Genomic DNA, 19,249 nt, shown 5'->3' on the forward strand with positions numbered 1-19,249 from the left:
ATTATAGTATGAAACGCGTGAAGTATGTTGTTGCACTACTGCTTGTACTGCTGCTTCTTGGGGGTATCGGTTACACAGCGGTAAACGGTCTGGGAGAGGACAAATCAGGATCTCTTAGCAGCATCAATTTGGGTCTTGACCTTGCCGGTGGTGTAAGTATCACTTACGAGGTAGTAGGTGATGAGAATCCTGATAAAGAGGATATGTCTGATACTATTTACAAGCTCCAGCAGCGTGTAGATCAGTATAGCACAGAGGCCCAGGTATATCAGGAAGGTTCTAACAGAATCAATATTGAGATTCCGGGTGTTACAGATGCGAACAAGATCCTTGAGGAACTTGGACAGCCCGGTAATCTTTATTTTATAGCAGAGACAGACTCTGAGGGTAACAAGAACTATCAGCTTGATGCAACCTACGGATTTTTCTACGAACTCAATAAGAGCCTTGAGGAACTTCAGGCAGATGGATCAATCGTTCTTTCCGGTGAGGATGTAGCCGCTTCACAGGCTGCATATCAGCAGGATTCCTACGGAGCTAACGAGGCAGTTGTATCACTTGAGTTCACAGAGAAGGGTGCTCAGGCATTTGCAGATGCAACTACCAAGGCTTATGCAAACGGAGAGACAATCGGTATCTACTACGACGGAGAGTTCATTTCCGTACCAAAAGTACAGGCTGCGATCACAGACGGCAAGGCTGTTATCACAGGTATGTCAAGCTTCGAATCAGCAGAGAACCTCGCTTCAATGATCAGAATCGGTGGACTTAAGCTTCAGCTTAACGAACTTCGTTCCAACGTAGTTGGTGCTCAGCTTGGTCAGGATGCTATCAGAACAAGTTTGATCGCTGCAGCAGTTGGTTTCGCACTTATTGCATTGTTCATGATCGTATTCTTCAGAATACTTGGTTTTTCAGCATCCCTGGCACTGTCATTCTACTGCGGACTTATTGTATTCCTTCTTTCCGCTTTTGATATGACACTTACACTTCCGGGTATCGCAGGTATCATCCTTTCAATTGGTATGGCGGTTGACGCCAACGTTCTTGTTTTCTCAAGAATTCGTGAGGAGATTTCGGCAGGCAAACAGGTTGACCTGGCAAGAAAGAACGGTTACAACAAGGCTCTTTCATCAATCCTTGACGGTAACATCACAACACTTATCGTTGCAGTAGTTCTTCGTATCGGCGGAACAGGTTCCATCAAGGGATTCGCTGAGACACTTATGCTTGGTATCATCCTTTCAATGTTCACAGCGCTTGTTGTTACAAGATGCATTACATCAATCCTTTACGGAATTGGTATTCAGGATGTTAAGTTCTACGGCAAGGCTAAGAAGGTTAACGTAATTGATTTCGTATCAAAGAGAAAGATCTTCTATGCTGTATCAGCAGCCATCGTTGCTGTAGGTATCATCTTCATGGCAGTTAACGGAGCACAGGGCAAGGGAGCATTCAACTACAGCCTTGATTTCGTAGGTGGTACATCTACAACCGTTACATTTGACAGAGAGTATACACTTTCAGAGCTTGAGAGCACAGTTGCACCTGACCTTAAGGCGGCTGCCGGTGTTTCAGAGCTTCAGATCCAGACAGTATCCGGTACTAACCAGGTTATCTTCAAGACAACAACTCTTTCCGTTCAGGCAAGAGAGGCTATCGAGAGCGTACTTGAAGAGAAATACAACGTAACTCCTGAGAATGTTGCAGCAGAGACCATCAGCTCAACAATCAGTGGTGAGATGAGAACAGCAGCTATCCAGGCTCTTCTTGTAGCTCTGGTACTTATGCTTATCTACATCTGGATCAGATTCAAGGATATTAAGTTCGGTGCAGCAGCTATTATCGCGCTTGCACATGATGCACTTATTGTTATCGTATCCTATGCTATTACAAGACTTGCAGTTGGTAGCACCTTCATCGCTGTAGTTCTTACAATCATCGGTTACTCAATCAACGATACAATCGTTACCTTCGACCGTATCCGTGAGAACCAGCATCTTGCAACCAGCAAGAGTGAGCTTGCACAGCTTGTTAACGGCTCAGTATCTCAGACACTTACACGAAGCTTGTTCACATCAGCTACTACATTCTTCACAGTACTTGCACTTTACATCTTTGGTGTAGCTGATATTAAGGCATTTGCACTTCCTCTGATGGTTGGTGTTATCTGCGGTACTTATTCTTCAATCTTTATTGCATCTCCGATGTGGTATGATCTGAAGACAAAGTTCAAGACATTCTTCAACAAAGCAGCATAATTTATGGGGCGCCGATCCGGCGCCCTTTTTTATTGAGGACGCGCCCAGGACAAGACCAAGAACTTGCGGAGGGGGAGCCGCGGGCTGATGCAATAAAACTTTTGTCATCCTCGTTCAGTGATTTATGGCATTTCATCTAGCCAGACAGTCTCATTTCACCCTGTTCAGAACAATCGACTGTCTGTCTATCTGAAACGCTCATAAATCATCATCGCGGGGCTAAAGACAAAACTTTTATTGCATCAGCCCACGTCTCCCCCTCCGCAAGTTCTTGACCTTGTCCTGGGCGCTGCTCATTCAAAAAAGGCGTCCTGATCCGACATCCCCTGGATTGCAGGTGGAATGAGGTGTTTTCTGCCTGGACTAAAGCAGATTTGATCAGTAGCGCAATCGGCAGCAATAATCCCAGTGGAGGCTGTCATAGCACAGGGAGAAACGATGGAGGAAGGGGAGGAGGTTCGAGGCGCTGAAAATTTTGTCTTATAACGCTGAGGTGAATACATGAGCGTTTCAGTCAGGCAAACGGTCGATTGTTCTGAGCGAAGTCGATATGAGACCGTTTGGCCGGATGAAATGCCATGGATTCCCGATGGGTTATGACAAAATTACCATCGCCTCGGACCTTCTTCCCTTCCTCCATCGTTTCTCCCGTCCTCATAACACCCCCCAGTGGGAATTATTCTCGTTTTGCTGTATAATCAAACTACGTGTGTTTAGCAGAAAATGCCGAATGGAACACATGATTTGATATGTAGGAATGGTGCGATTTATGTCAAAATGGATGGTAGCTAATAAGAATGCGGATTTCGAAGGAATCTCCCAAAAGTTCGGGATTTCTCCCATAACCGCCAGACTTATTGCAAATAGACTAATTACCAATAGGGAGTTTGAGAAGACTCAGTGCAGCGATGAGAAAATTGATGAGTATCTGAATGCCGGTATTGAGAATCTCCATGATCCTTCGGGTATGGCCGATATGGACAAGGGCGCGGAGGTTATGTATGAGAAAATTCAGGCCGGAGCTAAGATAAGAGTAATCGGTGATTACGATGTGGACGGTATCTGCTCATCCTATATTCTTGTTTCAGGACTTAAGCTCTTTGGCGGAGACGTGGACTGCGTTCTGCCTGACAGAATGAAGGATGGCTACGGCCTTAGTGTCAAGCTGGTTGACAACGCCTACGCTGAAAGAATCGATACGATAATTACCTGTGATAACGGAATTGCAGCCGCAGAGCAGATTGCACATGCCAAGGAACTGGGAATGACTGTAGTGGTTACAGACCATCATGAGGTTCCCTTTGAAGGTGGCGACCTTGCAGCAAGAAAAGAGATTCTTCCACCCGCAGATGCAGTTATCGATCCTAAAAGGAATGAGGGCAGTTACCCTTTCAAGGAGATATGCGGCGCTGTTGTGGCTTACAAGTTCCTTCAGGTATTATCAGCTAAATTTGAGGATGCAGAGCACAGTTTTGGCGACTTTTTTACCGAGATGCTGATATTTGCAGGAATAGCCACCGTATGCGATGTTATGGAGCTTAGGGATGAGAACAGGATTATCGTCAAGGAATCCTTAAGACTTATTGGTAAGACCAAGAATAAGGGCCTTAGGGCACTTATCCATGTTAACTCTCTTGATGAAAACAAGATTTCCGTATATCACTACGGCTTCGTTATCGGTCCCTGCCTTAATGCCACAGGCAGACTTGAGCTTGCCAGCAGGGCACTGGCTCTTTTCACAGAGGAAGATGAGAGCGAGGCTGCCAAGATAGCAGAGGATCTCAAAAACCTCAACGACAGCAGGAAGGACCTGACTAAAGAGGGTGTAGACGAGGCCACAGAGATGGTGGAGGAGGCTATCCGCAAGGAGGGCATGCCCAAGGTAATCGTTGCATATCTTCCGGACATCCACGAGTCCATTGCCGGAATTGTTGCAGGCAAGATCAAGGAGAAGTATTACAGACCCACAATTATCCTTACAGAGGCCGCAGATGGCGGTGCCAAAGGCTCCGGAAGGTCAATCGAGAAGTTTGATATGTTCGAGGAATTAAGCGCCTGCAAGGAGCTGTTTACCAAGTTCGGCGGACACAAGATGGCTGCAGGACTTTCCCTTCCCAAGGAGAACATAGATGAACTCAGGAAGAGACTTAATCAGAACTGCACGCTGGAAGGTGCTGATTTTGAGCCTGTGATCCATATTGATATTGCGATGCCGCTTCGTTATGCCTCCATGGATCTTGTAAGAGAGTTCTCCAGGCTTGAACCCTATGGGAACGGCAATACCAAGCCCCTCTTTGCCCAGAAAAATGTTGCACTGTTATCCGGAAGGATCCTTGGCAAAAACAAAAATTGCGGCAAATATACCGTTACAGACGACAGTGGCTACAGATATGAGATGATGTACTTTGGGGATATGGAAAAGTGGCATGGGTTCCTCAGGGACAGATATGGAAGCGATGCTGTTGACGCATTATATGATGGAATGGGTAACGGTGAAATGAAGATAAGCATTGCCTATTATCCTGATATAAACAGTTACATGGGAAGAGACAGTCTTCAGATCGTGATGAATGATTACTGCTGAAGAGTCTAAGCAAAAAAAGACCCCAATAAACCACAAAAACACACGCGGATGCGTGTGCCTGCGGTTTCTTATGAGGGGGAGATAGCGAACACTTCATGTGTTCACTTCATGTAATTATATTATCAAATAATTGTGAATAAATTGTGTCAAAAATATAAAAATTAGAATTAGCCAATTGTAAGCTAATTTAAAGATTAAATAAAGCAATGAGCAAGCTATATTTAGCTAAACGGAGGTGCAAAAATGAAACTTTCAAAACTGCTGGATAAACTTAACTACAGTGTTACTGCAGGAAACAGTGATACAATCGTTAATCCCGAGTCTGTGGAAATACAGGATGTTGTCAACGACAACAGAAAGATTGGTGAGGGATCCCTTTTCATCTGTATTAAGGGAGCAAATTTTGATGGACATTCCTGCGCTGCACAGGCCGCAGAGAAAAAGGCCGCAGCAATCGTGGCAGAGCATGAGGTTGAGCTTCCCGAGGGCTGCACTATGCCGGTTATAAGAGTTGAGGATACAAGATATGCAATGGCATTTATCTCTGCCGCATATTTTGATCATCCCGCCCAGAAGCTTAAGACCATAGGAATCACCGGAACCAAGGGCAAGACCACCACTACCTACCTCATCAAGAGCATGCTTGAGAATGCAGGTCACAAAGTGGGACTTATCGGTACAATTGAGGTTATAATCGGAGATGAGCATATTCATGCCGAGAACACCACTCCCGAATCCTATGACCTTCAGAAATACATGGCCAAAATGGTGGAGGCCGGCTGCGACAGCGTAGTTATGGAGGTTTCCTCACAGGGCCTTATGCTTCACAGAAGTCAGGGCTTTATCTATGACCTTGGTATTTTCACCAATATCGAGCCCGATCATATCGGCCCCAATGAGCACAAGGATTTCGAGGACTATATGCACTGCAAGGGCCTTCTTTTCAAACAGTGCAAAGTAGGTATCTGCAACGGTGATGACATTCATACTGATGACATTTTAGAAGGCCACACCTGCGAAGTTGAGACCTATGGCTTTAACGAGGGCGTAGACCTTAGAGCCATCAACCTTGCCTATATCAGAAAGCCCGGCGAGCTCGGAGTTTTCTTTGACACAGAGGGGCTTCTTGATATGCATGCGGAGATCAGAACTCCCGGCAAATTCAGCGTATACAATGCACTCTGCGCAATTGCCGTAGCAAGACATTTTGACTGCACACCTGAGGAGATCGCTGCAGCTCTTAAGGAAGCCAAGGTAAAAGGCAGAATTGAGATGGTCAAGGTATCTGATGAGTTTACTCTTATGATTGACTATGCTCACAATGCAATGGCCTTAAAGAGCCTTCTTTCCACCCTTAGGGAGTATCATCCCAACAGACTTATCAGCGTATTTGGCTGCGGTGGTAACAGAAGTAAGCTTCGCCGTTTTGAGATGGGTGAAGTCAGCGGCAAGTTCGCAGATTTTACCATCATTACCTCCGACAACCCAAGATTCGAGGAGCCTGAGGATATCATGAACGATATCGAGACAGGAATGAAGAAGACCGACGGCAAATACATCAAGATAACCGACAGAAAAGAAGCCATCGCCTATGCTATCGATCACGGCGAACACGGCGATATCATTGTTCTTGCCGGCAAGGGACACGAGGACTACCAGGAGATTAAGGGAGTTAAGTACCACATGGATGAGAGAGAACTCATTCAGGAAATCCTTGAGGAAAGAAAATAAATAAAATCTGAAAAAAAGTCTGAAAAGAAATCTTAAAATGATTTCTTAAACGTATAAGCAGATTAAAATTAATTCGAATTATTTTGCACTAACCGTTTTTTTGATATTGGTTATCAGTAAAAAACTGATAATGAGGTTGCTTAAATTAATCAAAACAGACAGCGAATGTGATCATAATCTACCGGAAAGGAGGAGAGTCGTGGCTTCTTATGAGTATGCAAACGTAATAATAGATATATCCCATGAGAAGGTGGACAGACTCTTCCAGTACCGGGTTCCCTCTTTTCTTCGTGATACCGTTGAGATCGGCGACTGCGTCAATGTCCCCTTTGGTAAGGGCAATACTCCAAGGAAAGCCTATGTCATAGAGCTGACTGATGAGGCTGAGTATGATCCTGCCAAGATTAAAGAGATAACCGGAATCTCCACGGAACTTGTTTCCGCAGAGGATATTTCCATCAAGCTTGCAGCCTGGATGAAGAGGCAGTATGGATCCACCATGATCGCAGCTCTTCGAACAGTTCTTCCTTCTGTCAAAAAGCAGAACAGACAGACCCGCAAGTTCGTTTCTCTACATATGCCTTTGCGAGAAGCCAAGGAATATTATTATGAATGCGCCGGCAAAAAGAATCAGAAGGCCAGGGAAAGAGTAATGAAGGAGCTTCTTGAAACTCCCGATGAACGAATCCCTTACGAGCTTATCACGGACAAACTCAATGTCACGGCAGCAACTCTTAAGAGCCTTCAGGATAAGGGCGTTATTTCCATAGAAGAGGAAGAATACTTCAGAAAACCCGTTGCCGGCGACGGCTCCAGATACGGCGCCAAGACCCTTAGTTCCGAGCAGCAATACATCGTTGATACGGTTTCTCAGGACTTTGATAGTGGTAAAAGAGATACCTATCTCATCCATGGAATCACAGGAAGCGGCAAGACTGAAGTCTATATTGCTCTTATCGACGATATGATAAAAAGAGGCAGACAGGCCATTGTTATGATCCCTGAGATCGCCCTGACCTATCAGACCCTTATGAGATTCTACAGACATTTCGGAGACAGGGTATCCGTAATGAATTCCTCCCTTTCACCGGGAGAGAAGTTCGATCAGATGGAGAGAGCAAGAACCGGGGACATAGATATTATCATAGGACCCAGATCTGCTCTTTTTACGCCTTTTCCCAACCTGGGAATAATAATTATTGATGAGGAACACGAATCTTCATATAAGAGCGAGACCATGCCCAAGTACCATGTAAGGGAAACCGCCATAGAGCTGGGAAAACTCGTTCCCGGCGGAGCAGCCGTGGTTCTCGGATCCGCAACACCTTCTCTTGAATCCTATTACAGAGCAAAGAACGGTGAATACAGACTTTTTGAGTTAAAAAGAAGACTTACCGGCGGAACACTTCCTGCAGTTGAGGTGGCAGACCTTAGGCTTGAACTTAGAAGCGGCAACCGCTCCATCTTTTCACGTAGACTTCAGGAACTTATTGATGACAGATTAAGACGCGGTGAGCAGACCATGCTCTTTATCAACAGGAGAGGTCTGGCGGGCTTTGTTTCCTGCAGAGCCTGTGGACATGTGTTTAAGTGCCCGCACTGTGATGTTTCATTGTCGGAGCACAGAGGCGGCAGACTTGTCTGTCACTACTGCGGCTATGAGGAGGCCAAGCCGAGGATATGTCCGAAGTGCGGCTCCAAGTATGTATCAGCCTTCAGAGCAGGCACCCAGCAGATAGAGGACGAGGTCAAAAAGTTCTGGCCTGAGGCCCGGGTACTTCGAATGGATGCCGATACCACCAGGACTAAGGGAAGCTATGATAAGATACTTTCTTCTTTTGCCAACAAAGAAGCAGATGTACTGGTGGGAACACAGATGATCGTTAAGGGACACGACTTCCCGGATGTGACGCTGGTGGGAATACTGGCTGCGGATATGTCTCTCTATGCCAATGATTACAGGGCCAGCGAGAGAACCTTCCAGCTGCTGACCCAGGCTGCGGGACGAGCCGGAAGAGGAGATAAGCCCGGCAATGTGGTGATACAGAGCTATCAGCCCGAGCATTACAGCATTGTGACTGCGGCAAGGCAGGATTATGACGCTTTTTATGAAGAAGAGATCGGCTACAGGGATCTTCTCAGATACCCGCCGGTTTCGCATATGATGTCTCTGCAGATTCAGGGCAAGGATGAAAATGAATCCATGGCCTTTGCAAACAGACTTCGCGCCCTTATGGAACAGCAAAGGATTCCCGGAGCAATTTTCATAGGACCTGCTTTTGGAAGCATCAGCAAAATTAATGATGTTTACAGATTGGCAATTTATGTTAAACTTGATGATTATGAGGGCCTGGTCAGACTGAAGGACAATGTGGAGAAATATGTCCGAATGCTGGAGGATTCCGGTAAACTTAGGAATATCACCATACAGTTTGACTTTGATCCCGTTAACGGATACTAAAGAAATAATTATACGAAAAGGAGGCCGATATGGCACTTAGAACCATTAGAGAATACGGAGATGACGTCCTTGCACGTCCCTGTAAGGAGATCAAGGAGGTTACTCCAAGAATAAGAGAGCTTGTTGATGACATGCTTGAAACCATGTATGACGCTAACGGCGTTGGACTTGCCGCACCTCAGGTTGGAATCCTTAAGAGACTGGTTGTTATTGACGTATCTCCCGAGGGAGATCAGCCACTTATCATGATCAATCCCGTGATCCTTGAGACAGACGGAGAGCAGACAGGATATGAGGGATGCCTCTCACTTCCCGGTAAGTCCGGAATCGTTACAAGACCTAATTACGTCAAGGCCAAGGCTTATGACCTTGATATGAACGAGTATATCGTTGAGGGCGAGGAGCTTCTTGCAAGAGCCATCTGCCATGAGCTTGATCATCTTGACGGCCACATGTATGTGGAGAAGGTTGAGGGCGAGCTGGTCAACAATGAGGACCTTACAGCCCCTGATGATGACGAAGAGTAATGTAACGAACAGGTAAAATATTTTAAACTTGCACAAAAAATATCCGAGGATTAATATTTTTGTGTACAATAAGTAAAAAATGTGCTTAATGATGTAAAAGATTTACATTAATTATGCACATTTTTTTTATTATCATGTATTTATCAATTAGTTGATATGGGAGTTAAAGTTATGAAAATGAAGAAATTGGTAGCGGGGACAGTCTTGTTTTTATCTCTTTTGTCTCTTACCGGCTGCGGCAGAAAGACCGAGAGCTGGGCGTACAATCATGAACCAACACAGGAGGTGCTTGCTCTTTATAGTAACGGCAAGGCCACTTACAAGGGTGATGAATACAAGTATAAGAGAGACGATTCTTATATCTACCTGAAGACCAAAGACGATTCCACTCAGCTTCATTATGTCAAGGACGGAGACAATATCATTCTCTACGAGAAATCCGTATATCATCGTTCCGGCAGTGACGGAGGCGGCGTTGTTGGCCTGTGGACTCAGGACAACGGCTGGTCATACCAGTTTACCGAGGAAGGTAAGTTCAGCGAGGACAATATCTTCTACGGAAGCTACAGCGTTGATGAAGAGCAGAAATGCATCAAGCTCATGTATGACGATCCGCTGCAGGACGCTTACCTATATTACGAACTGGAGGGGGATGAGCTGACGATCGATTATCCGTGGCCCATGGTTCCCACACAGAAGGAGGGCGAATAAGCCCTGATCATCATGATTCTGAGCGCTTTGCGCCATGAATAGAACCGGCAGGACGTACTGCCTAAACCATTTTTTACAAAGGAGAGGTGTTATGAAAATGAAAAAAGTTTTATCTACACTGCTGACGGGGGCTATGGTTCTTTCCCTTTTCGGATGCGGTGAGGCAAGCACAACTGCTCAGCCCGCTGAGACAGCACCCGAGACAACCCAGACTGAAGAAGCTGCTACTCCCAAGGCAGATGCTCCTGAAGAGACAGCTGCTTCAGGTGATCAGATCGATCTGACAATGTGGTGTATCGCCACAGAGAGTGACTCCAACCGTCATTCTTACGAAGCAGCTATCGCAGACATGGCTGAGAAGTATCCCAATGTTAACTTCACATGGGAAGCTTTTGAGAACCAGTCCTACAAGACCAAGATCAAGGCTGCTGTATCAGCTAACGAGATGCCTGATATCTTCTTTACCTGGTCATGTGCATTCCTTGGCGATTTCGTAGAGGCAGGCAAGGTTTACTGTCTTGATGATGCTTATGAGAACTATAAGAGCGAGCTTCCCGAGGTTATGATGGGCAACTCAACATACGATGGCAAGCACTACGGTGTGCCGCTTACAATGAACATCGTTGGTCTCTTCGCTAACATGGAGCTCCTTGAGCAGGTTGGTTACACAGAGATTCCCGGAACTTATGAAGAGTTCATCGCTTGCTGCGACGCTCTTAAGGCAGCAGGAATCATTCCTTTCGGATGCGCAGGAAAAGAGACATGGTGCGTAACCGAGTATCTTGAGTCAGTTATCGAGAAGAGCGCAGGCGCTGATACTCTTAACGATATCTTCGCGGGCAAGGCTACATGGAACAACCAGGACGTTGCTGACGCTGTTGACACCTTCCAGGGTCTTGTAAACAACGGTTACTTCGATCCTTCAGGAATCGGCCTTACAAACGACGAAGTTAAGAACAACTTCATGGCAGGTAAGTATGCATTCTACATGAACGGAACATGGAACTGTGCAGACTTCGCAGCTAACGCTGATTTCAAGGATAAGGTTAAAGTTGGTGAGTTCCCTGTAATCAACGCAGACAAGTCCAGACTCGGACAGCTCATCGGTGGACCTTCAGACACACTTGCAGTTGCAGCTTCTTCACCTAACGCTGAGATGGCTGCTGAGTACACCTTCGAGCTTGGTAAGCTCATCTGCCACTATGGATATCTTGATGGCTGCGGACTTCCTGCTTGGACACCTTACGGCGACACATCATCAGTTAACGAGCTTACACAGACTGTTGCAAGCATCGTTGCAGGCGCAGACACAATGGTTCTCTTCGGCGATACTGCTATGACAGCTGATTCAGCTAACACATATCTTTCATATGTAGATCAGGTTTACGGATGCCTTCTTGACGGCCAGCAGTTCATCGAGGGCCTTGCTAAGGATATTCAGTAATACCCGGTTTTATAAGTAACAAGAACCCAATAGTGATCAAGGCCCTTCCGTACTTCTTATGAGAAGGCGGAAGGGCCTTTTTGATTAAAAAAATAAGTTAAGGGAAAAACTATGTCGGAAAAAAGTGGTGTTAGGGAAAAAAGAAAGAGAAGACTGAGCGACGGATTGGCAATTTTCCTATTCCTTCTGCCGGCTCTGCTTCTTTTTATCAGTATTTTGATTGCTCCCATAGCGGTGTCCGTATACAGAAGTATGTATGACTGGAATGGCTTTTCAGAGGGGACATTTATCGGATTTAGCAACTATGTGGAGCTGTTCACAAACGGTTCTATCAAATTCATGACTTCATTGAAGAACTCAATGATCCTTGCGTTCTTTTCAGTATTTGTTCAGCTTCCTTTTGCGCTGTTTCTTGCACTTATTCTTGGCAGAAAGCCTAAGGGAGAGAGATTCTTCTTATCGGTATTCTTTATGCCGGTTCTGATCTCAACTGTAGTTATCGGTCAGTTGTGGCTCAAGATCTACAACCCTGACTACGGTCTTTTAAACAGATTCCTTGATTTGGTTCATCTTTCTAACCTCAAGCACGTATGGGTAGGTGAGGTGAAGACTGCTCTTGGCAGTATCATAGTTCCCACCATATGGCAGTATGTCGGATATCATATGCTCCTTATGTATGCGGGAGTTAAGGGCGTGTCTACTGAGCTGCGAGAGGCTGCAATGCTGGACGGTGCATCACCCTGGCAGATTGACAGATATGTGGTTATTCCGATCATCAAGCCCATCATCAGAGTAAGTGTAATCTTTGCGGTAACAGGTTCCCTCAAGACCTACGACCTTGTTCGTATCCTCACAGAGGGTGGACCTTTCCAGACCACAGAGGTTCCAAGTACACTACTTGAAAATATGCTGTTCTTAAGGAACAGATACGGAATGGGCAGCACCATATCGGTTATGCTTATTATTCTGTGCTTTGCCTTTGCACTTCTTATTACAGCAGCATTCAGAGAAAAGGATGAGTGACGATGAAAGTTAAGAAAACTTTAGTATATATACTTCTTGCCATATGGACTTTGGTGAATCTGTTTCCCATTTATTTCATGTTCACCTTTTCACTTAAGTCCAATGAAGAAATATTCGGTGCAAATGTCATAGGACTTCCCAAAGAGTGGCTCTTCCAGAACTTTGCGACAGCCCTGAATACGGGAAATATGGCGTTGTACTTCTTTAACAGTATTCTTGTTACTGTGCTTGCAATCTTTATTTCAATTTTCGCAGCGATGATGGCAACCTATGCCATTACCAGGATCAGATGGAGACACAGCAAGCTCACCAATGCATTCTTTATGCTGGGACTTACAATTCCGATTCAGGCTTCTATCGTTCCTGTATATGTTGTACTTTCCAAACTTCACTGGCTCAACAAGTATTCGACTCTGATCGTTCCATACTCAGCATTTGCGCTGTCCATGGCGATCCTTATCTGCACCGGATTTATGGTGGAGATTCCCATAGCGCTGGATGAGGCGGCCAAGATTGACGGCTGTAGCCTGTACGGAACGTTCTTCAGGATCATACTTCCGCTGATGAAGCCGGCTTACTCAACTGTTGGTGTGTATTCTTTCCTTCAGTGCTGGAATGAGTTCATGTTTGCCAATGTATTTATTTCGGATTCGAAGCATCGTACGCTGCCGGTTGGTATTAAGGCGCTGTCCGGTCAGCATACCACAGAGTGGGGCCCCATCGGAGCAGCTCTTGTTATTGCCACCTTCCCCACCCTCATAACCTACATCTTCCTTAGCCGCAAAATCCAGGCCAGCTTCATAGCAGGCGCTGTAAAAGGCTAAGTTGATTTCAGAACGGATGAAGCGACAAAGTCCGGGGGATGGACTGACACAATAAAATTTTTGCTACCTTCGACAAAAATCTTATTGCATCAGTCCATCCTCCGGACTTTGTCCCCTACCTCCAACTTGTTTGACCGTCCGTTTCGAAAATGGTATCTTTAAAGGGGAGTTTATACATGGGGAAGAAGCGTAAAATAGGGGAGTTTCATATAAGGGACAACAGGGAGTATTCTCTTTCGGCGAGCCTTAAGAGGATTATTTTTGGTATCGTCCTCGTCGTCGCCATCTCATTTCTCGTTTCCACCTACATCATCGTTCAAAAAGAAAGCATAGACTACACCCGCAGTGAAGCCGACAGCGTTCTCAAGACTCTTTCCAGCAACATTTACTCTGAGATCAACAACTACACCGAGATTTCCAGACTTATCATGACCGAGGACAGACTGGTCAGGTTTCTTAGGGCTGATGCCGCAGAGGTTGATATCGGCATGATCAATGATGCCCGCTACGGCATCATGTATATCCTCAATGTCAAAGAGGGCGTGGACAGCGTGATGATATTCAGAGAGGATATGATCATGGTGGCCACCAACAGATTTACCTATAATTATGATTATGATCTTATGAACTCCGACAGCTGGCGTGGGGACATATATTCAGGCAAGGGCAAGGCTGTTGTATCCCTTAACAGCAACGGCATTGCAGCCAAGGCCGACGGAAGGCCGGTTGTGACCATAGGAAGAGCAGTTTATGACATTGATTCCCAGAAGAGAACGGGAATAATGATGATGAATATTTCCACCAGGGTCTTTGACTGGGAGCTGTCCAAGCTTGGTTATAACGACATTTGCATCATGGGAAGTGACGGAACTTTCCTTGCAGGCAACAGGAAATATTCCGACTATTTTGATGAGACTTTTTTAACCAGGACAACGTCCTACAAAGATGTCTCAGGAGATGAGGGAAGATTCTTGCTATCGGGCTGTAAGGTCAGCGACATGCCCATTGTGATACTTAAGGTGTCCTCCTACGGAAGAGAGGGAATACCTTTTAGATTTATTTATGTACTTTTGGCACTGCTTTTTGTTTCAGTGGTTCTGGCGCTGTTCGTGGGCTTTTTTATCAGGAAAAATATCACAAGCCCCGTCTTCGAACTGTCCGAAGCCATGGAGAAAAACAGACAATCCGGCAATCTTCAGAAGATTGACGTGGACGTGCCCTACAGCGAATTTGAGATGCTTAAGGGCGATTACAACAACATGATCGATCATGTTAACGAACTTATCACCACACTGATTGAGAAGGAAAAAATACTGCAGAAGTCGGAGATGCGAGTTTTGCAGGAGCAGATAAAACCACACTTTTTGTACAACTCCCTTGAGACCATAGGGTTCCTGGCCATGGACGCAGGAGCTGACAAGGTTCACGATGCTTTGGAAATACTGGGACGTTTTTACCGGAACTTCCTTAGTAAGGGCGGAAGAGAGATACCGCTGTCGAGGGAGATAATGATCGTACAGGACTATTTATCACTGCAGAAACTAAGGTATGGCGACATCATAAACGACGAGTACGATATCGCCGAGGATACCAAGGACTGCATTGTTCCCAAGCTGATATTGCAGCCTCTGGTGGAAAACAGTATCTACCACGGCATCAGGCTCAAAGGCGAGAGCGGCACCATACGGATATCCAGCAGAATGGAAGAGGGAAGGCTTCACATTGTTGTAAGGGATACCGGCGTGGGAATGGACGAGCAGCAGATCAATAAGTTTATTGTTTCCGGGGATGAGGCGTCGGAAGGTCTGGAGAGCGAGAGCTTCGGCCTCTGGGGCACCATAGAGAGGGTAAGAATTTACACCGGCAAAAAGGATGTAGTCAGGATCCGCAGCGAAATTGGGGAATATACTGAAGTTGAGTTTGTATTATGATATAGGGGACATGGAGCAATTCGATATCATAATACATAACCAGGCAACTCGTAACAATAGGGAAGGGTATAAAGGATATACGGGGTATATGCAATGAACAGAAAGTACAGGGTTATGATAATCGACGATGAGGAATCCGCCAGGAGACTCATGCGGGCAGCCATTAAATGGGATGCCATGAATATGGAGGTTGTGGGAGAAGCGGCCAGTGGCATTGAGGCCATCAACACCATTGATGAATTCAAGCCGGATATCGCTTTTGTGGATATTTCGATGCCCTTCATGGATGGCATTGAGTTCACGGAGATAGCCACAGACAGGTATCCCAATCTTGTCATCATCATAATGACAGCCATCGACAAGTTTGAATATGCCAGGAAGTGCGTAAGCCTTCCGGTGTTTGACTATATGTTAAAGCCCATGGTCCGTGAAGAGATAGAGCAGGTCCTTGAGAGGGCCAAAAAGAAGCTGGATGCGGAGCCGGATTATTGGGAGAATGCCAAGAAAGAAGCAGAGACCGTTCCCGTAAACGCATATGCCTCCACCGATACCGAGCAGATCATAAGGTACCTGGAGGAGAATTTCACCGATTCCAAGCTGAATCTCGAGTCCCTGGCAAGACAATTTGGCTTTAGTTCAAGTTATCTGTCCAGGAAGTTCAAGCAGGATACGGGCAAAAAATTCATCGAGTTCCTTTTGGAGCTTCGCATGAAGAAGGCTGTTAAGATAGCGGAATCCGGCGTCAAGATGTACCAGGCTGCATCGGAAGTGGGGATTCCGGATCCCAACTATTTTGGCAGATGCTTCAAGAAGTACACGGGAGTTAGTTATTCCGACTACGCAGCAAGCAAAGTCGGCTGACCATTTTGTTAGATTACAAGATAGGGGGAGAATATTATGGAACAGAAAAAAAGTAGTTTTGGAACCGCGATAATTATCGGCATCAGCATTGTTATCAGCTGCATTGCACTGGCCTTTGGCTTGTCTCATTTCAGATCCGAGAGCACCCATGTGATATCCGCAACGGGTAGTGCCAGCGTTGATTTTGAAGCAGACATAATTATCTGGAGAGGAGAGTTCGCTTCGGTTGCTTATACTTCACAGGAAGCTTATACCAAGATTAAAAAGGATGCGGAGCTGGTCAAGAACTATCTCACCAGCAATGGTATCTCTGAATCTGAGGTAGTCTTTAATTCCGTGGACATCGGCAGAACCTACAAGGATAACTACGATGAGAACGGCAACTACATTGGCTCAGAGGCAGACGGCTACAGGCTTACACAGAGTGTCACCGTATCTTCCGGCAATCTCGACAATGTGGAGAAGGTGTCAAGGGATATTTCAAGTCTCCTGGACAAGGGCGTGGAGCTCACCAGCGGATCTCCCGAATACTACTATTCAGACCTTGATGCGCTCAAGCTAGATCTTATCGACAAGGCTTCCATCAACGCCAAGGACAGAATCGATATCGTGGCCAGGAACTCCGGAGCAAAGCTTGGTAAGCTCAAGAATTCCAGCCTTGGAGTATTCCAGATAACAGCCAAGAACTCAGGCACCGGCAGCTATTCCTATGACGGAGCCTTCGATACCAGCTCAAGACACAAGACCGCAACCATCACAGTAAGACTTGAATATGATCTTAAATGATATATGATCCTTAGACTATAGAGAGCCGTAAACCCCAGTGGTCATCGGCTCTTTATGTTTATTTTGCCAAAACATCAAAATGAAAAATGCTATTCAGAAAAGATAAATGTAAAATATACTTGACATTATGCTACTGTAGATTTACTATAATATCACAGAGATAAATAAACAGTATTTAATCTTAATGCCGATAAGCGAGGAGGTATAGTAATGGCAAGTGTAGCAATTGTTTTTTCATTGGGAATCTTTGTAGCAATTATTCTTACTATTGTGATCATGAAGTTCACCAATACAGACAAGAAGATCAAGACTCAGTACGATGAGAGGCAGGAGATCATAAGGAGCCGCGGATACAAATACAGTTTTTACGCAATGCTTATTATTGAAGTTTTATTTATGTGTATTAAGATTGCAGATATTAAGCTCCCCGTTAATGACTTTCTCCTCCACCTTCTGGCAATGCTTTTCGGATGCCTGGTGCTTTGCGTATACAGCATTTGGAACGATGCTTACTGGGGACTTAATAATGACAGGAAGAAATACATTATTATTTATGCTTTAGTAACCCTTTTCAATGTGGCTCCTATAGTAGCAGCATTTCTTGAGGGGGACTTCAGAACAGAGGGATGGGATGCACTTCCAATAACCAATATCGTGGTTGTGATATGGCTTGCGCTCATTGCAGCAGCAGCCCTTGTTAAAAAGATCGTGGATTCCAGATCCGGAGAGGAGGACTAAGCCATGAAGAATCTTAAACTTAAGTCCGCAAGAGCCGGCAAGGATCTGTCCCAGGATCAGCTGGCAGCCCTCTGCGGGGTATCCCGACAGACCATCAGTGCTATAGAGAAAGGGGATTACAATCCCACCATTAACCTTTGCATTGCGATATGCAAGGCCCTGGATAAGACGCTGGATGATCTATTTTGGGAATGAAATTTTAGAACAGTAACAGTTTGAGACAGCAATGTTTTTTATATAAAGGAGAAGAGTATGAAAACAACATTACAGACAAGATGCGAACTTTTAGCAGAGAACAGAAATATCATCAATAAGGGATTTGTGCTTGAGAATTCCCTTATCAAGATTGCTTCGGCACTGGTTTATACCGAGACTGACAAGACAGTTGATAACGCATATCTCAAGGAGTGCAGAGGACTTCTTAGAAAGAATAAGGGCGCTTTTTCCGATTTCAGAACCATGAATGAGCTTATGGTAAGCGCCAAGCTTGCGCAGCAGGCTGATCCTGAGAGATACCTGGAAGAGATAACAGCTTCCTATAAGATGCTTCATCAGGGCAAGGTATTCGGATCAAAATTTATGGTCCTGGCAGCTATGAACATTTCTGATGCAGGGAGATTTGCTGAGGCTGACAGCATTATCGAGAAGACAAAAGCCATTATGAAGGGCATGAACAAGGCACACCCTGTTCTTACCAATGAGGAAGACACCTGCTTTGCAGTACTTCTTGCCATGACAGATAAGAGCGTCGAGGACATTCTGACAGAGCTGGAAGAAACCTATCAGACTTTGAAGAAAGATTTTTCTTTCCATGACAATTCAGTATATTCTCTGGCTCAGGTCCTCACCATGAAGAAGGGCACAGTAGCTGAGAAGTGCAGCAAGGCAGTGGAAATCTACAATGCCTTCAAGGATGCCGGTGTTAAGTACGGCAAGGATTATGAGTTTGCTTCTCTTGGAGTATTGGTGGGACTTAACGTCAGAGCAGAAGAGATAGTAAATGAGGTTGTGGATGCAGCAGATTTTCTTAAGACTCAGAAGGGCTTCGGAATGCTGGACTGCTCCGAGAGACAGAGACTTATGTTTGGTGCTATTCTTTATGCAGGAATCATGGATGAAGGTGTACTTAGCGGCGCTTCAGCCTTTGACAGCACTATCGCAATGGTAATTGCAGAAGAGATCGCATTCATGATGATGATGGTTGCTGTATCTGCAACTGCTGCAGCCAATGCATCTCACTGATAAAACTTTATCCTGAACGGAAAGTGAAATACAAGCGGGAAATTGCCGGCGACGACAGTTTCCTGCTTTTTTTATGCGCTTTTTTGCAATCGAACATATTTTTGGTTTTTGTATTGTATGCGGGA

General features: G+C 45.3%; 15 protein-coding genes. All 15 read left to right on the forward strand.

Translation table 11 applies throughout. From position 1 onward, the window contains the following. The first annotated feature begins 8 nt into the window (after window positions 1–8). The 15 genes from G588_RS0111960 to G588_RS0112035 all read left to right on the forward strand — a co-directional run bounded on the left by G588_RS0111960 (window position 9) and on the right by G588_RS0112035 (window position 19,124). Window positions 9–2,261 carry a protein translocase subunit SecDF gene (locus tag G588_RS0111960; protein WP_022778976.1) on the forward strand — a complete coding sequence of 751 codons (2,253 nt, stop codon included), beginning with the start codon at window positions 9–11 and terminating at the stop codon, window positions 2,259–2,261. A gap of 769 nt (window positions 2,262–3,030) precedes the next feature. Further along, a complete protein-coding gene (gene recJ, locus G588_RS0111970) occupies window positions 3,031–4,845 on the forward strand; it encodes a single-stranded-DNA-specific exonuclease RecJ (protein WP_022778978.1) in 1,815 nt (604 codons plus the stop codon). Window positions 4,846–5,088: 243 nt separating this feature from the next. Continuing rightward, window positions 5,089–6,576 carry a UDP-N-acetylmuramoyl-L-alanyl-D-glutamate--2,6-diaminopimelate ligase gene (locus G588_RS0111975; protein ID WP_022778979.1) on the forward strand — a complete coding sequence of 496 codons (1,488 nt, stop codon included), beginning with the start codon at window positions 5,089–5,091 and terminating at the stop codon, window positions 6,574–6,576. A 199-nt stretch (window positions 6,577–6,775) separates the two neighbouring features. Beyond that, a complete protein-coding gene (priA, locus tag G588_RS0111980; protein WP_022778980.1) occupies window positions 6,776–9,037 on the forward strand; it encodes a replication restart helicase PriA in 2,262 nt (753 codons plus the stop codon). A 29-nt stretch (window positions 9,038–9,066) separates the two neighbouring features. Further along, complete coding sequence (gene def / locus G588_RS0111985) at window positions 9,067–9,564, forward strand: peptide deformylase (protein WP_022778981.1); 498 nt, start codon at window positions 9,067–9,069, stop codon at window positions 9,562–9,564. Window positions 9,565–9,735: 171 nt separating this feature from the next. Then, the gene (locus tag G588_RS0111990) at window positions 9,736–10,275 is read left to right on the forward strand and encodes a hypothetical protein (RefSeq protein WP_022778982.1); all 540 of its coding nucleotides are present in this window, start codon (window positions 9,736–9,738) and stop codon (window positions 10,273–10,275) included. A gap of 91 nt (window positions 10,276–10,366) precedes the next feature. Then, window positions 10,367–11,719: an ABC transporter substrate-binding protein gene (locus G588_RS0111995; RefSeq protein WP_022778983.1), complete on the forward strand. Its 1,353-nt coding sequence runs from the start codon at window positions 10,367–10,369 to the stop codon at window positions 11,717–11,719. A gap of 111 nt (window positions 11,720–11,830) precedes the next feature. Then, window positions 11,831–12,742 (forward strand): carbohydrate ABC transporter permease, encoded by a 912-nt coding sequence (locus tag G588_RS0112000; protein ID WP_022778984.1) that lies wholly within the window; start codon window positions 11,831–11,833, stop codon window positions 12,740–12,742. A 2-nt stretch (window positions 12,743–12,744) separates the two neighbouring features. Beyond that, on the forward strand, window positions 12,745–13,566 hold the full coding sequence (locus tag G588_RS0112005) for a carbohydrate ABC transporter permease (RefSeq protein ID WP_022778985.1): 822 nt from the start codon (window positions 12,745–12,747) through the stop codon (window positions 13,564–13,566). Window positions 13,567–13,742: 176 nt separating this feature from the next. Then, the gene (locus G588_RS0112010; protein WP_022778986.1) at window positions 13,743–15,497 is read left to right on the forward strand and encodes a sensor histidine kinase; all 1,755 of its coding nucleotides are present in this window, start codon (window positions 13,743–13,745) and stop codon (window positions 15,495–15,497) included. A 93-nt stretch (window positions 15,498–15,590) separates the two neighbouring features. Further along, a complete protein-coding gene (locus G588_RS0112015; protein ID WP_022778987.1) occupies window positions 15,591–16,358 on the forward strand; it encodes a response regulator transcription factor in 768 nt (255 codons plus the stop codon). Between the two features lie 36 nt (window positions 16,359–16,394). Beyond that, window positions 16,395–17,144, forward strand: coding sequence for an SIMPL domain-containing protein (locus G588_RS0112020; protein WP_022778988.1), 750 nt, complete (start codon window positions 16,395–16,397; stop codon window positions 17,142–17,144). 210 nt (window positions 17,145–17,354) lie between these two features. Continuing rightward, a complete protein-coding gene (locus G588_RS0112025) occupies window positions 17,355–17,882 on the forward strand; it encodes a hypothetical protein (protein WP_022778989.1) in 528 nt (175 codons plus the stop codon). A gap of 3 nt (window positions 17,883–17,885) precedes the next feature. After that, window positions 17,886–18,077, forward strand: coding sequence for a helix-turn-helix transcriptional regulator (locus G588_RS0112030; protein ID WP_022778990.1), 192 nt, complete (start codon window positions 17,886–17,888; stop codon window positions 18,075–18,077). Between the two features lie 57 nt (window positions 18,078–18,134). Next, a complete protein-coding gene (locus G588_RS0112035) occupies window positions 18,135–19,124 on the forward strand; it encodes a DUF4003 family protein (RefSeq protein ID WP_022778991.1) in 990 nt (329 codons plus the stop codon). The last annotated feature ends 125 nt before the right edge of the window (window positions 19,125–19,249 follow it).

This window comes from Butyrivibrio sp. AE3009, assembly GCF_000420845.1.
GTDB lineage: Bacteria > Bacillota > Clostridia > Lachnospirales > Lachnospiraceae > Butyrivibrio.

What these genes read in the sequence shown, in the direction of transcription:
- G588_RS0111960 (WP_022778976.1), top strand. Translation starts at nt 9, where the DNA reads ATGAAACGCGTGAAGTATGTTGTTGCACTACTGCTTGTACTGCTGCTT.
- recJ (WP_022778978.1), top strand. Translation starts at nt 3,031, where the DNA reads ATGTCAAAATGGATGGTAGCTAATAAGAATGCGGATTTCGAAGGAATC.
- G588_RS0111975 (WP_022778979.1), top strand. Translation starts at nt 5,089, where the DNA reads ATGAAACTTTCAAAACTGCTGGATAAACTTAACTACAGTGTTACTGCA.
- def (WP_022778981.1), top strand. Translation starts at nt 9,067, where the DNA reads ATGGCACTTAGAACCATTAGAGAATACGGAGATGACGTCCTTGCACGT.
- G588_RS0111990 (WP_022778982.1), top strand. Translation starts at nt 9,736, where the DNA reads ATGAAAATGAAGAAATTGGTAGCGGGGACAGTCTTGTTTTTATCTCTT.
- G588_RS0111995 (WP_022778983.1), top strand. Translation starts at nt 10,367, where the DNA reads ATGAAAATGAAAAAAGTTTTATCTACACTGCTGACGGGGGCTATGGTT.
- G588_RS0112000 (WP_022778984.1), top strand. Translation starts at nt 11,831, where the DNA reads ATGTCGGAAAAAAGTGGTGTTAGGGAAAAAAGAAAGAGAAGACTGAGC.
- G588_RS0112005 (WP_022778985.1), top strand. Translation starts at nt 12,745, where the DNA reads ATGAAAGTTAAGAAAACTTTAGTATATATACTTCTTGCCATATGGACT.
- G588_RS0112010 (WP_022778986.1), top strand. Translation starts at nt 13,743, where the DNA reads ATGGGGAAGAAGCGTAAAATAGGGGAGTTTCATATAAGGGACAACAGG.
- G588_RS0112015 (WP_022778987.1), top strand. Translation starts at nt 15,591, where the DNA reads ATGAACAGAAAGTACAGGGTTATGATAATCGACGATGAGGAATCCGCC.
- G588_RS0112020 (WP_022778988.1), top strand. Translation starts at nt 16,395, where the DNA reads ATGGAACAGAAAAAAAGTAGTTTTGGAACCGCGATAATTATCGGCATC.
- G588_RS0112025 (WP_022778989.1), top strand. Translation starts at nt 17,355, where the DNA reads ATGGCAAGTGTAGCAATTGTTTTTTCATTGGGAATCTTTGTAGCAATT.
- G588_RS0112030 (WP_022778990.1), top strand. Translation starts at nt 17,886, where the DNA reads ATGAAGAATCTTAAACTTAAGTCCGCAAGAGCCGGCAAGGATCTGTCC.
- G588_RS0112035 (WP_022778991.1), top strand. Translation starts at nt 18,135, where the DNA reads ATGAAAACAACATTACAGACAAGATGCGAACTTTTAGCAGAGAACAGA.